Below are 13,655 nucleotides of genomic sequence, written 5' to 3'. Positions count from 1 at the left end.
GTGAATCAGTGCATTAAGCTCTACTAATTTATTCTCGATTTAATCAACAATGGCCGCGCTAATTTTGTCACTTTCAAGACAACGTTGTCGGCTTTCGAATTCTTGCCGTTCAGCAACTTGGCGCACATCATTTCGACGTACCAGTTGATCTAGGCTAATTTGATTTAAAAAATCGTGTATTTGATCACTTAAATCACACCACAAATGGTGGGTAAGACACGTGTTACCACTTTGGCAATCACTTCGTCCTTTACAACCTGTTGCATCGACTGACTCGTTAACAGCGTCGACTATTTGCGCAACAAAAATATCATTATTCGAACGACTTAAACGGTATCCACCGCCAGGACCTCTCACACTGTTTACCAATGACTTTTTACGCAGTTTGGAAAACAGCTGCTCAAGATAAGATAACGATATCCCTTGTCGACTCGAAATATCAGATAAAGACACTGGCCCTTGATCCGAATGCAATGCCAGATCGAGCATGGCGGTTACCGCATAACGACCTTTTGTTGTCAGGCGCATAAGCTATCCAATTAAAATTATTCAGTGAGTGCAAATAGTACACAAAACCTACTGTTTTTATCAAGTATTTACCTGACTATTTTAGTAGGTTATTACTCACGTGTAATAATCCGTGCATATTTTACGCGCACTAAGAAAAAAACTAAACTGTGGAATGCCTTTAAAAGAGCATCATCACTATTCGGTAGAATCATAGTTAACAAAAGCCTTGTCCTTTTCAGACAAACAAGCACACTATTAATTTCGATATGTGAATAGAATAAAAAGGAAATACCATGCCATCAAAACCTAATGATGAGAAAAAAATTCAGGAAGAAATGCCTAAGCCTAAAAAAAAGCCAATCATGCTTATTATCGCTTTTTTTCTATGTTTTATTTTTAGTGTTGCCGCTTCTTCTGGCGTTACTTACTTTCTTGTCCAATCTTCGAAAGAAGACGTCCTAGTCACCGAAAAGATCACAGAGCAAAGTGCTGTACTCTCAAATTTTGAGCAATCACTTTCTAAGCAAGATGCCAAAATAAAAGCGATCGAAGAACAAAATGATGTACTTAAACTCTATCTAAGACACAGCAGCGCAACCGCATTAAAAAACATTTTGGTCGACCAAGAACGAAATATTCAGGCTTTTTTGAAGGTTATGAAGTCAGCCATGGGAGATCTTGCGGCGCTCAGTCCAAGGACCACAGATTGGAATGACGAATATCAATATCAGCTGGACTTGGCACTAAAAGGCAGCATAGAAAGAGAAGACCTACTAAAACTACTAAAGACTGGCGAGCCAAACGAAAAAAGTCAGTAACCGCCAATTTTAAACAACAAACAAGGACGTATCCTTTTGCCATTATCAACGATAAAAAATACCAACATATTAAAAGTGTATGATGCTGTTAAAACCAGCTTCTGGTTTACTCCATGTTTGATTTTATCACTCACCATTTTAGGCTGCATATCACTGCTGCTCATTGATCTATACGCAGGCCTAAACTCGTTAAGTTGGTTGAATTTTTTATACCACGCCGATGCAAGTATTACTCGAGACCTTCTCACTACGGTTGCTGCTAGTGTCATGACTGTCGTCAGTATCACCTTCTCTATTACCATTGTTGCCCTGACTAACGCCTCGTCCCAATTTGGCCCGAGGTTAATACGTAACTTTATGGAAGACTCTAGCACCCAAGTCGTACTCGGCGCCTTTATCTCATTATTTGTATACTGCCTGATTCTGGTTCGAACAACCGATGATTTTGCCGATGGAGACTTCCTTCCGGGTCTTACTATTGCTGGCGCAATTGCTATGACACTGTTCGGCATTCTTCTGCTAATCTACTTTATTCACCATGTTTCTCTCAACCTGCAATCTGACAGCGTCATAGACAACGTTTATAAAGAACTGCAAGACAGCATCAATCAGATATTTAAACAGCAAAAAGAGGAAGAAGACACCTGCTCCTCTGCTAACAAAAACCAGTCCAAAGATTCAACGCAAACAAAAAACAATAGAAAACAGTTCAAATTCAAGAGCCATTCATGTGGTTACATTCAAGCCATAAACTACGCGAACCTAACTGACTTAATGAACAAACTAAACGGTCATCTGGATATTTCAGTTAATCCGGGCGATTTTGTCGTCAACCGCATGATTGTGATGACAAGCGACATCGAAAACTTTTCAGTAGAGGATGAACAAAGACTGCACGAGTGCTTCACGTTGGGACCCAAACGCACACCGATACAAGACCCAGAATTTGCCGTTCATCAATTAGTTGAGATTGCCTTAAGAGCCCTTTCTCCCGGCATAAACGATCCCTATTCGGCCATCGCCTGCATTGATAAACTCACGGCAGCGATTTGCGATTTGACTCAAAAAAACTTCCCTGAAGGCATTACCTATAATGAAAATGGCATAGAGAGAATAACCTACAAAACGACATCATTCGAAAATCTAGCGAACATTGCTTTTGATCAAATCCGCCAATATTCACAGTCGTGCCTAGCTGTGCGATTACGTCAATTGGAAGGTTTAATTCGTATTGCTGAACAAGCAAATCATGCAACTCATTGGTCTTTTGTCCGTCATCAGAAGCTCATGATCGAACATGGATTAGAGCAACAGCAACTAGTAGATTTGGACAGAAAGGAAGTCTCCGTTCGCCTACAAGCCTTGAGTAAACTATTAGATAATGTATAAAAAACCGACAGCGAAAAAAGCTTAATCGTCTGCGAAACGAAGTGACAAACTGATTGGGTAGTGATCAGAAGAATGAATATCTGTATGAACATGCACATCGGTAATGTCGAGCCCACGACAATAGATATGATCAAGGTGACGGAATAAATGACCTAATCTTGGTTGACGCGTGATATTTACCTCTTTTAACGAACATGACATAGCAAGCTCATCAAAATACTGCATTCTTTTTTTGTTCCAAGTATTAAAGTCACCGGCCAATAATATCGGACCACTATGATGCTCTAGAGCCTGAAAAGCTTGATCAAGATGCGCTCTGAATTTTTCGAAAGAAACAAAGTTAATCATGTGAGTATTGATAACGAGCAACGACTGCTCAAGAGAAGATTCTACTGTACTCGCTAACGGATACTCGGTCGCTAACACCATTTTTTTGGTTTTGGTAATAGGTTCACTATGAGTAGATGCTGAAAAAAAATGCTTATTTGCCACAACGCTTGATCCGGTTTTAACACCCGTTTCAATGTTAGATTTTACGTTTTTAAAGCTGCTCGCCATAATCCACTGATGTTGAGAAGAATGATTAAACATTTCGTCAAAGGGCGAGTTTAGAATGGCTTCTTGCAACAGGATTAAATCTTTATCGTCGATAAGAGAAGTAAAATCATTCTGCCAGCCCTTTCGTTTGCATTTAAAGACATTCCACAACAATACCTTGATATCTGGCCCTATCACCTGTTTCGAAGCGCTACCCATTATTTTTAACGATTCAACGGTGCTATAACGACTTTTCATCATAATAAAAACAGCCCTTAAAAATGATAATGACGGCGAACAAGAGGTCGCATTACAAATATGGAGAAAACAGACGAAATAAGTTATTACGAACTTTCTTGTAAATAGACAATCCTCGAACATCCTCTTCTAACACACGCTCAGCATTGAATTTTTTGGACTCAAACAATTCCGTAAGCTGCGTATTCAGATTCGTATCAAAACATTCTAAATTGATTTCAAAGTTAAACTCTAAACTTCTGGCGTCCCAATTAGTGGAACCTATAAATGACCAGACATCATCAATAAGCACTATTTTACTGTGATCAAACGGTCGCTTATTTTTATATATTTTTATACCGTGCTCTATAATTCTTGGATAATTGGCTTCCATAACCCAATCAACAAATAGAATATTGCTATGCTCCGGCACAACAATTTCAACAGATACGCCACGCAAAGCCGCGGCATGAAGAGATGTCATTAATGTTTGGTCAGGAATAAAATAAGGAGTAATGATCTTAACGCTTTTTTGCGCACAAACGAGTGCGTTAATTAATGTCCAACGTATCCTATTATGATGCTCATCTGGGCCATCTTGAATGACTCTAGCGACAACGGATTTATCATTTTTTACCTTCGGAGTGCTTGGGCTATAGGAAGGAAATTGAATCAACTCTCTTGTTGCAAAAAACCAGTCTTCTATAAAAACTTGGCTAATCTGATCAATAACAGGACCTGTTATCTTAAAATGGACATCATCTATCGGGTGTTTTGCAGAGTTAACCAGATTGCTTTTACTGATATTCATACCACCAATATAAGCTTCTTCACCATCGACACAGAGTATTTTCCTGTGGTTTCTTAGGTTAATGAAACGAATACTCGTCAATGAAATCGCAGGTAAAAATTGAGCAGTTCTCACGCCTCGTCGCTTTAATGCCCTATCAGATTTACGCCAGCTGTAGCCTACCCCTATCCCATCTAACAATACATGAACAACTACACCTCGTTCTTGTGCCTGCGCTAATGCCGTAACAAACTTCCGACCTAATGAGTCGTAATCAAATATATAGCTAGATAACACAATATGATGTTTTGCTGCTTGAATGGATTTAATCATTGCTGGATAAGCATTATCGCCATTAACAAGAAGCTCAATACTATTATCATCAACATAATTCACTGGATGAATGGTGTATCCAGCAATAATCGACGAGTGCCAGTGTTCAGGCTGTCCATGAAAATCAATACAATCCTCTTGGTAACGAAAATCTTGCCTCAGTTTTTGAGGGTGCTCTCTCTTTGCTATACGCTTGATACGGTTTATACCAAATAACCAATAGAACAAACTGCCTAGCACTGGCGAAAATATAACAAGACCAATCCAAGCAAGAGAAGTACGTTCGTTTTCTTTAAACAGCAACACATGCAAAGACGTCACAACAGACAAGCCAATATGCACAACAACGATGATAGTTACCCAGTGGAAACTAATTAATTCAACCAATGCTTCAAATAATTGCATAAACCTCAACTCAAATAATGTGCTATCAGTATGATATTCGACAATAACTTCAGCTTTAATCACGTGTTTTATAGTGATAAGTTACAGCATTAATCACCGAGATAAAGTAATTTACAGAAGGCTTACAAGGAATTCTGACAAAAAATAAGCTCACCGTATCTGTAATAGTGCTAAAACATCGACCTAAAGGCTGGAATATATGACCAATGACCGAGAGATTATTGCACGACTGCGTGAGCGAATACCGACCTTCAAATGCAAACCGGGCTGTCACGATTGTTGCGGGCCTGTCACAGCCTCTTCGGAAGAAATGTTACGTCTGCCGATTAAATCAGATGCAGAGCACGATGCGGCTTTAGAAGAGCTCAATTGCGTTCACTTAGGACCAAATGGTTGCGAGGTGTACGATGAGCGCCCACTAATTTGCCGACTTTTCGGCACCACTCCCAAAATGGCCTGCCCTAATGATTGTGGTCCAGAAACCATGGTTGATTCTAAAATTGAGGATCAAGTTCATTACTACATAGCCACGACTAGGCAAGTGTTAGTGTAAATATTCATGCTTAATAAATAATGAGAGTGATGAATCAATATCTTTAACCATCACTCTCTAATCCTTTTACCTAATTATAACGAGCAAGCCAACAAGGTACCCTGCTTAATAGCCCGCTTCGCATCCAGTTCAGAAGCCACATCAGCACCACCGATAAAGTGCACCGCATGACCAATTTCACCCTCTAATAATCGATTTGGCTCTTGCCCTGCGCACACAACAATCGTATCCACCTCAAGGCAACGAGCTTCGCCATTTACCGTTAAATGCAGCCCTTCGTCATCAATTCGTTGATAATCACAATCTGATAAAAAAACGACACCTTTTTTCGACAATTCTGTACGATGAATCCAGCCTGTCGTTTTGCCTAAGTTAGCCCCCACTTTGCTTTTCTTACGTTGTAATAAGAAAACCTCACGCTCAGCTTTTGCAAACACAGGTTTGATACCTTCCACGCCACCACGAGCGGAAAAACTCATATCCACGCCCCACTGAGTCATGAAGTCCTCAATCTTTTGTTCTTTATGAGTTACCGAATGAATTAAATACTCGCTGATATCAAAACCAATGCCACCGGCGCCAATAACGGCAACTCGTTTACCAACAGGGTGACCACTCATCACATCTAAGTAACTCAGTACTTTTTGATGTATTACGCCTTCAATCTCTGGAGTTCTAGGCAAGATGCCGGTTGCTAGTACGATTTCGTCAAACTTCTCTTTTTTTAGAAGCTCACCATCAACCTGGGTATTCAACTGAAGATTAACGCCTGTCAGTTCTACCTGACGCGCAAAATATCGCAAAGTTTCATAAAACTCACCTTTGCCGGGGATGCGTTTGGCGATATTAAATTGCCCGCCAATTTCATTGCCCGCGTCGTATAACGTAATAATATGACCCCGTCTTGCCGCCGTGGTAGCAAACGCTAAACCTGCAGGGCCAGCTCCAACAACGGCAATACGCTTAGGAGAATCAACTGGTGTAATAATGATCTCAGTTTCATGACATGCTCTTGGGTTGACCAAACAAGATGTCATTTTTTGATCGAACACATGATCCAAACAGGCTTGGTTACAAGCAATGCAGGTATTAATTTCGTCAGCACGGTTTTGCTCTGCTTTTAACACAAATTCAGGGTCGGCAAGGAAAGGTCTCGCCATAGACACAATATCCGCATCGCCACGAGCCAGAACCTGTTCCGCTACTTCAGGTGTATTAATTCGATTAGAAGTAACTAAGGGCACAGATAAAAATTTACGTAGCTCTGCCGTTACCCAAGTGAATGCCGCTCGTGGCACTTTGGTAGCAATCGTCGGCACTCTCGCTTCGTGCCAACCAATCCCTGTACTAATGATACTTGCGCCAGCTTTTTCGATAGCAAGTCCAAGTTTCACCACTTCTTCAAGGTCACTACCACCTTCAACAAGATCCAACATAGACAATCGGTAGATAATAATAAAATCACTGCCTACGGCTTCTCGAATTCGTCTCACTATATCTGTCGGTAACTTGATTCTATGATCGTACTCTCCACCCCACTCGTCCTCACGTTGGTTTGTGCGAGCAGCAATAAATTGGTTCAACAGATAACCTTCTGATCCCATCACCTCAACGCCGTCATAACCCGCTTTTTTAGCTAAAGTAGCGGCATTGATAAAATCAGATATTTGTTTTTCAATGCCTTCTGGAGTTAACGCCTCAGGCTTAAAAGGATTAATCGGCGCCTGCAAGGCAGATGGCGCAACCAGTTTTGGATTATAAGCATATCGGCCCGTATGCAAGATTTGCATGCATATTTTCCCGCCTTCTGCGTGCACTGCATCGGTAATAATTCGATGCTTTTTAACATCTTCCTCAGATGCCATTGTCGCCGCACCAGCGTAAACAGCACCTTCAGAGTTAGGTGCAATGCCACCAGTAACAATAAGCCCTACTCCGCCACGAGCACGCTCTGCATAAAATACGGCCATTCTCTCGATTCCGCCCTTCACTTCCTCTAAACCTAAATGCATCGATCCCATCAGCACTCTATTTTTTAGCTGAGTAAACCCTAGATCTAATGGTTCAAATAAATGTGGATACGTTGAATGGCTCATAATCTGACTCACTTTGTTTATTATTTTTTGGTATTGCAGCTGCCCGCATGCGATTTTGACACTGTCAAGATAGGTTTTCATTTTGACATTGTCAAGATAGAAGTATTTAATCAGCCCATGTCGACATTAAAAACACAGTATCATCACGGTGATCTCACCAAATCATTACTTGAATCCGCCTCATTAATCATCAAAGAACAAGGCGTCGAAAGTCTAAGTATGCGCAAACTTGCAGACACTGTTGGTGTTTCAAGAATGGCGCCTTACCATCACTTCAAAGATAAAAACGCGCTGCTTTGCGCACTAGCAGAACAAGGTTTTTACGAGCAAGCGAAAATGCTCCACGCTTTAAGAGCACAAAAAAACACAGCGGAAGACGGTTTCAAAAAATATATTCATGCTTATTTAGAATACGCGCTTCAACATAATGAAACTTATGACCTTATGTATGGCAGAACGTTATGGAAAGCTGGCAATCCAAGTGACTCGCTAAAAGCAGCTTCTAAGCAAACATTTAAAGCATGGATAGACTGGGTGGAAGAGTTACAAGAGCAAAATATCCTTCCAAGCAACAATACTCCACTCAGAATTGGACAAACTACTTGGGCTAGCCTTCACGGACTAGCCCGACTGTTTATAGATGGTATCTATTTAGATACGGAAGACTTGTCAGACATGGTTGAGCAAATGATTAAAAATCTTTGCTCAGCCAGCGCCTAAATTGGATCGAGTATTAGACATTAATTGTTCTTTACGTAATCGTCTAATATCTCTATGGCTTAAATACAGCAACGGAGTAATAACAAAAAGTGATCCAACAAAAACCCATAGATCAGGTGTTTCTCCAAAGATCCACCAACCTAGCAAAAATGCAAAAATCAGCCCTGAGTATTCTGCGCTAGTCACTTTACTCGACGCCACATAACGATATCCAATGAGGCAGGACACACTGTATAAAATAGAGCAAATTGAAGATATTGCCGCGTAAATCAAGATTTCAAGTTCAAACGTTTCTCCCTCCCAAAACGCTAAACCACCAGCCAGAGGCAAAGCAAAAAGCTGAGTAACAAATAAACCATAAAGCATACTTTGTTCTTGAGGCAGCTTTTTAATCAATAAGCTATTTGCCGCTAGTACAACCGCGAAAAGAATCGCACTGATCATGGCGAACGTCACTTCAGTAGGCCTCAAAATGATTAAAGTTCCAATAAATCCCAATACAGCAGCAAGTACCACATCTACGGTTAAGCGCTCTTTATAGAAAAAAGCGCCAAAAAACATTATTAGAATAGGTGCTGTGTAAAACACTGCATTGGCTGTCGCTAAAGGCAATTCAGCTAAGGAGATAACGAGAAGAATGGCTGCTAAAACCCATATATTCCCTCGAATAAAATGCCATTTTAAACCCAAGGTTGCCATTGACCTAGGTGAACGCAAGTATTTAGCAACTGCGATAGGACACAGAATAAGACACATGAAGACAGCACGGAAAAAAGTAAACTGAAAAATAGCAACATCGACGCCCGCCATCTTAATAAAGACATCGCACAAGGTCGCAAAAAAGCTCCCTAACACAAGAATCAAAATAGCACTACTTACTGTACGACCCGACACAACTTATCTCCTAGACATTTATTCTTTTAGTTTTATCAGGATAATGAGTTTATATCATTAGATAAAATGATATATTTACTTTAAGTATTAGTTATTTGGATAATTAAATATGCTCCCTCCTCTAAAATCACTTCCTGTCTTCGAAGCTGTTGCTAGGCTAAACAGTTTTTCTCTGGCCGCTAATGAACTCAACGTCAGCCAGAGTGCAATTTCGCATCAGATAAGAATCTTAGAAAATCACCTAGGTGAAAGCCTGTTCCATAGGCAAGGACGAAATCTCGAATTAACAAAGGAAGGGAAGCATTATCTAGACTCTATCAGCAATTCATTATTGCAAATTGAAGAGGCGACAAACCACATTAAAGGTCAACAAAAAACACATATCAGATTAGCTGTATACAGCTCATTTGCCGTCTATTGGCTTATCCCAAGACTTCCAGAACTGAAGCACTTATATCCAAACCTAGAACTAAGCATTGAAATGAGTCATGGCACTCCGGACCTTTCTGATCGAACTGCAGACTTTTTTATCACCACAGAAAAAGGAAAACGAGGATTTCTATTTGAATCTCTCTATCAAGAAGAGCTCTTTCCTGTTTGCAGCCAAAGCTATTTTGAGACGATTAAGAATAAATTGGGAGCAATAACCCATCAAGAGCTAGTAAGTAAATTAAGCTCGACTCCTAGTTCACTTGCTCAATTCCCACTTATTACTTCATACAGCATCTACGATCGTCACATAGAAGACTGGAAGCGGTGGTTTGCTAATTTAAAACACCCATTACCTGAACACATTCAATTTCATCGATTCAGTCACCTTATGCTGGCTTATGAAGCCGCAAAACACTCGTTAGGGATCGCACTTGTAAATGACTACATGATGAGTGAAAAACATGATGAAAGAACTCTAATAAGACTCCCTTGCAGCTCATTCAAGACTGGAGACAACTTCTATATAGCTTACAAAGAAAGTCGAAAGGATGAAGATGCAATAAGGTCTTTAAGAAACTGGCTAAAAAAAGAGGCTAAAAATCTTACTAACTAGTATTTCATTATCTTAGTTAATTTCATCGTAGCCCCTTTACCCTTTAAAAATAGTGTAATAATGATACTTGAGCTATATTTTGTTTTAAGTTGTCTTGCTTTTTCTGCTCAAGTTTTATACGAACTTGCCAATCAGGATCAACCAAGTAAGACCATTCAATTTTAGCTATTTTGAGAGTTTTTTCATGATGGTCAATGTCATCAAGATACTCATAAGAAGCCATTAGCCGATGAGTTTCGCCTGAGTAAAGCCATTGCAGCTGTGGCCCTACTTGGACTTTATATTTTTGTCGATAAGTATCTTGATACTTATCGCTAGCAGAAGCACTACCATTTATAAGAAGGGTAAATAAATGATTTGACACTTTCTCGGTAACCCCAGCCCCTCCTTTTAAACGGAATACCATCGCATCATCAATAACAAAATCTCTCACTAAAGAAGCATTTATTTGCCAAGATTTAGGGGTAACCAATGCATTAGAAGGTGCTAACGAGCGGATATTAATAAAAGATATTTCTTCAACACGAAGGCTTTCATCTTCACTTACACCTAGGCTACCACTGAACATAGATAATTCAGCACCTTCGAGGTAACCGCCTTTGGCATCTAACAAATCATGGTAAGACGGGCGATACTCGATTTGAGTGAAGTAATCACCTTCAGCCTCTCCTAAAGTAAGACCAAGTCGTTGTGTTTTATGGCCTTCATCATCTCTAATCTCAGGAGTTTTAATAGGTAAAAACACATTCGTTGTATCGTATTTACTACGCAGAGACAGGAGTTTAATAGAACGTGAATTCAAATAAGTTAATGTAGATTTTTCTCTAGCAGAAAGATAGCGACTATATTGGTAAGCAACCTCAAGTATCTGTGCTTGCTCATCTTCGCTAAAATCAGATAAGCCTTCCAGCGAAAGCTGCTCATTTAACACCAGTGCTTTTACTTGGTCTACTTGTTCATGAGTTAGCTCATCTAGCATATGCTCCATTTGAGCAACAACAGATGGACGATAACTTACATCTTGTAAAATACCAGCATCTTTTAGCTCTCTTACTGTGTCTGCTGGTATAGCCCAGTAATTAAAGTTTTTAGTAGTATTCAAACGGTCACTACTAGCATCCAACATAGCTAATAATTGATAAGAGCAATTCTCTGAAAAGAAATAATATTCCATATAGGTATTACGTACTTCCCATACGTGTCGAATAAACTGATCTACCTCTTGCTGAGTTAAATTCAATTTATATTCCCAAATGTCTCTACTTTCTAAAAAATTATACTCTTTTACTTTTTCATAGTAAGGCGTTACTGAGATAACACCTGGATAGCCACCTGAAAGCCCCTTATAACTAAAGACTAATTGGTTATCATTTGGATCAGCATTCGCGGCATAGTTGACAGCGTAATCTAACAAGGGGGAATTACTACCTTTCTTTTTAATCCTTAATAATGTGTGTCCATACATAGAAGAAGGGCTATTTAAGTAGGCAGCAGGGAAAACCAGATAAATACTTTCACCATTTAATTTCCCATACCAATCTTGAAAGTCTGGGCAATCAGGCTCAATAAAGCTTATACCAAGATTCTGACTTTTCAGCCAACTAAGCCTTGCTGGATAAAGACACTGACTTGCTTGGTTAACATCTTCGCCTGTAAATGGAGTTTGAAATGCAATCAAGGTCGCTTTTAGCTCAGCTTTAGGATCAATCTTACCTTGGGGAGATAAAAAAAACTTCGAATCATCTATCTGACTTTCATTAGGCGAAATAACACCTATTTGGTGGTAATGCAGTAAGTCTAACCACAAAGGCTTTTGTGCAAGCTCTGTAAGAGCACTGTCGTCTACATTTACTGGTTTAGATTCAGTCCCGAATACTGATAAACAACATAGTACAGACGATAAAAAAACTAAAAAACGCATATAAACTTACTTTTTAGAGGGGGGTTAATACGATAAAACCACCATTTCATAGACAAAAAAAATGAGAGCATATGTCTCTAAAAGACATAACCCTCATTTGGCAAAATATTATTAGAATTAGCCTAAGTACTTAGCCAACTCTTGGGAGTTAGACATAACGTTCATAATCCCTTCATGCGCAGTTACTGGAGTAACTTTTGCTGAAGCAAAAATTTGATCAAAATTTTGCTTCATTTGAGAGTTGAATAATGCTTTATCTTCAGGCTTTACGCCCATCAAAGATGCAAATGCATTAAGAGTTTCGCCATCACCTTTAGCCATATCTACAGCTAGAGGCTCAAGATTTTCATTCAAGAAAACAGCAACGCTACCAGAAAGAGGACCATTAGCGTCTTCACAACCAAGCGTACCAGAAGTCATACCGAAAGTTTGGTTACCAGATGTACCGTTTGTAGTAGCAGCCATTACATGCTCATACCAAGCATCTGCATCTTTAAAAACATACTCAGTACCTAGACCACAACCAGCTGGGCCATGTCCACCCGCTGCAAAAGAAGTCGCTGACATGCCAGCCAGTACAAGTGATAATGCTAACTTTTTCATATATATATCCTTTATATAGATGAGAATTTACTCTCTGATAAGAAGTCAATTAAGACACTTTATTTTACTGATATATAACAATGTATGTACAGACAAATAATTACAATAAAATATCGATATATTTATTTTTGATGGTAGAAATTTAACATCTCTATTTTATTAAATTTTTTCAGCCCCACACGTAGAAAAGGTTCTTGGATGATGTATTTCCTTGAGACGAAAAAAAGCCCTGACAGCGTTAGCTATCAGGGCCTTCTTAATATAAAGCTTGACGACGACCTACTCTCACATGGGATCTCCCACACTACCATCGGCGATGGCGCTTTTCACTTCTGAGTTCGGGATGGGATCAGGTGGTTCAACGCCTCTATGATCGTCAAGCAATTCGTTTTGCGTTTGTTTTGAGGTGCACTATATTGTGCGCTGACTTTTTATCGTTAGCTTGTCTCAAAACACGCGAATACGTGCTTGGATCTTTAACAATTCATTTTGAAATAGTGATAACCAAGGTCAAACCAGTTTCTATCGTACTATGTGTCTTTGTCATTTTGATGATCTTGAGCCTTCACTCTTCTCATCCAAAACCACTTTGGTGTTATATGGTCAAGCCTCACGAGCAATTAGTATTGGTTAGCTCAATGCCTCACAGCACTTACACACCCAACCTATCAACGTCCTAGTCTCGAACGGCTCTTTAGGGGACTTATGTCCCAGTGAGATCTTATCTTAAGGGAGGCTTCCCGCTTAGATGCTTTCAGCGGTTATCCCGTCCGAACATAGCTACCCGGCAATGCCACTGGCGTG

Annotated in this window: 12 protein-coding genes, 1 rRNA gene and 1 other annotated feature; of the genes, 5 read left to right on the top strand and 8 right to left on the bottom strand. The window is 39.7% G+C overall.

The features are described 5' to 3' along the window. Window positions 1-39: 39 nt before the first annotated feature. Window positions 40-528, bottom strand: coding sequence for a Fe-S cluster assembly transcriptional regulator IscR (gene iscR, locus CYL31_RS06570; protein WP_212918136.1), 489 nt, complete (start codon window positions 526-528; stop codon window positions 40-42). 275 nt (window positions 529-803) lie between these two features. Here iscR and CYL31_RS06565 point away from each other — a divergent pair, with 275 nt between their 5' ends. After that, window positions 804-1,328 carry a hypothetical protein gene (locus CYL31_RS06565; protein WP_212918135.1) on the top strand — a complete coding sequence of 175 codons (525 nt, stop codon included), beginning with the start codon at window positions 804-806 and terminating at the stop codon, window positions 1,326-1,328. Between the two features lie 36 nt (window positions 1,329-1,364). Continuing rightward, window positions 1,365-2,717: a DUF2254 domain-containing protein gene (locus CYL31_RS06560; protein ID WP_212918134.1), complete on the top strand. Its 1,353-nt coding sequence runs from the start codon at window positions 1,365-1,367 to the stop codon at window positions 2,715-2,717. A gap of 21 nt (window positions 2,718-2,738) precedes the next feature. Here the strand turns inward: CYL31_RS06560 and CYL31_RS06555 are convergent, their stop codons facing one another. Beyond that, window positions 2,739-3,635, bottom strand: a complete 897-nt coding sequence (locus CYL31_RS06555; RefSeq protein WP_249411716.1) for an endonuclease/exonuclease/phosphatase family protein — start codon at window positions 3,633-3,635, stop codon at window positions 2,739-2,741. Beyond that, window positions 3,565-5,019, bottom strand: a complete 1,455-nt coding sequence (cls, locus tag CYL31_RS06550; protein ID WP_212918132.1) for a cardiolipin synthase — start codon at window positions 5,017-5,019, stop codon at window positions 3,565-3,567. Before cls ends, CYL31_RS06555 begins: the two co-directional genes overlap by 71 nt. A 199-nt stretch (window positions 5,020-5,218) precedes the next feature. Here cls and CYL31_RS06545 point away from each other — a divergent pair, with 199 nt between their 5' ends. Beyond that, the gene (locus CYL31_RS06545; protein ID WP_212918131.1) at window positions 5,219-5,572 is read left to right on the top strand and encodes a YkgJ family cysteine cluster protein; all 354 of its coding nucleotides are present in this window, start codon (window positions 5,219-5,221) and stop codon (window positions 5,570-5,572) included. A gap of 74 nt (window positions 5,573-5,646) precedes the next feature. Here CYL31_RS06545 and CYL31_RS06540 read toward each other — a convergent pair whose 3' ends face one another. After that, on the bottom strand, window positions 5,647-7,668 hold the full coding sequence (locus tag CYL31_RS06540; RefSeq protein WP_212918130.1) for an oxidoreductase: 2,022 nt from the start codon (window positions 7,666-7,668) through the stop codon (window positions 5,647-5,649). Between CYL31_RS06540 and CYL31_RS06535 the strand changes: the two genes are divergently transcribed. After that, window positions 7,660-8,388, top strand: coding sequence for a TetR/AcrR family transcriptional regulator (locus CYL31_RS06535; protein ID WP_349304768.1), 729 nt, complete (start codon window positions 7,660-7,662; stop codon window positions 8,386-8,388). The genes CYL31_RS06540 and CYL31_RS06535 overlap by 9 nt on opposite strands. Here CYL31_RS06535 and CYL31_RS06530 read toward each other — a convergent pair. Then, window positions 8,374-9,282: a DMT family transporter gene (locus CYL31_RS06530; protein WP_212918129.1), complete on the bottom strand. Its 909-nt coding sequence runs from the start codon at window positions 9,280-9,282 to the stop codon at window positions 8,374-8,376. The two genes, CYL31_RS06535 and CYL31_RS06530, sit on opposite strands and share 15 nt — an antisense overlap. Window positions 9,283-9,391: 109 nt before the next feature. Here CYL31_RS06530 and CYL31_RS06525 point away from each other — a divergent pair, with 109 nt between their 5' ends. Beyond that, window positions 9,392-10,327, top strand: a complete 936-nt coding sequence (locus CYL31_RS06525) for a LysR substrate-binding domain-containing protein (RefSeq protein WP_212918128.1) — start codon at window positions 9,392-9,394, stop codon at window positions 10,325-10,327. A gap of 43 nt (window positions 10,328-10,370) precedes the next feature. Here CYL31_RS06525 and CYL31_RS06520 read toward each other — a convergent pair whose 3' ends face one another. From CYL31_RS06520 to rrf, 3 genes are all read right to left on the bottom strand, one after another. Continuing rightward, a complete protein-coding gene (locus CYL31_RS06520) occupies window positions 10,371-12,248 on the bottom strand; it encodes an Lnb N-terminal periplasmic domain-containing protein (RefSeq protein ID WP_212918127.1) in 1,878 nt (625 codons plus the stop codon). Between the two features lie 117 nt (window positions 12,249-12,365). Further along, window positions 12,366-12,851, bottom strand: coding sequence for a DUF3015 domain-containing protein (locus tag CYL31_RS06515; RefSeq protein WP_212918126.1), 486 nt, complete (start codon window positions 12,849-12,851; stop codon window positions 12,366-12,368). A 266-nt stretch (window positions 12,852-13,117) separates the two neighbouring features. Further along, window positions 13,118-13,232: ribosomal RNA gene (gene rrf, locus CYL31_RS06510) — 5S ribosomal RNA — on the bottom strand. 231 nt (window positions 13,233-13,463) lie between these two features. Beyond that, window positions 13,464-13,565: a sequence feature (23S ribosomal RNA rRNA prediction is too short), on the bottom strand. Window positions 13,566-13,655: the final 90 nt, after the last annotated feature.

It is taken from the genome of Marinomonas sp. A3A (genome assembly GCF_018336955.1).
Lineage (GTDB): Bacteria > Pseudomonadota > Gammaproteobacteria > Pseudomonadales > Marinomonadaceae > Marinomonas > Marinomonas lutimaris.
The sequence above is the reverse complement of the archived record's forward strand: the minus strand, read 5'-3'. Positions and strand labels throughout refer to the sequence as shown.

Coding starts and splice junctions, on each gene's coding strand:
- iscR (WP_212918136.1), bottom strand. CDS start 528: ATGCGCCTGACAACAAAAGGTCGTTATGCGGTAACCGCCATGCTCGAT.
- CYL31_RS06565 (WP_212918135.1), top strand. CDS start 804: ATGCCATCAAAACCTAATGATGAGAAAAAAATTCAGGAAGAAATGCCT.
- CYL31_RS06555 (WP_249411716.1), bottom strand. CDS start 3,635: ATGTTCGAGGATTGTCTATTTACAAGAAAGTTCGTAATAACTTATTTC.
- cls (WP_212918132.1), bottom strand. CDS start 5,019: ATGCAATTATTTGAAGCATTGGTTGAATTAATTAGTTTCCACTGGGTA.
- CYL31_RS06545 (WP_212918131.1), top strand. CDS start 5,219: ATGACCAATGACCGAGAGATTATTGCACGACTGCGTGAGCGAATACCG.
- CYL31_RS06535 (WP_349304768.1), top strand. CDS start 7,660: ATGGCTCATAATCTGACTCACTTTGTTTATTATTTTTTGGTATTGCAG.
- CYL31_RS06540 (WP_212918130.1), bottom strand. CDS start 7,668: ATGAGCCATTCAACGTATCCACATTTATTTGAACCATTAGATCTAGGG.
- CYL31_RS06525 (WP_212918128.1), top strand. CDS start 9,392: ATGCTCCCTCCTCTAAAATCACTTCCTGTCTTCGAAGCTGTTGCTAGG.
- CYL31_RS06520 (WP_212918127.1), bottom strand. CDS start 12,248: ATGCGTTTTTTAGTTTTTTTATCGTCTGTACTATGTTGTTTATCAGTA.
- CYL31_RS06515 (WP_212918126.1), bottom strand. CDS start 12,851: ATGAAAAAGTTAGCATTATCACTTGTACTGGCTGGCATGTCAGCGACT.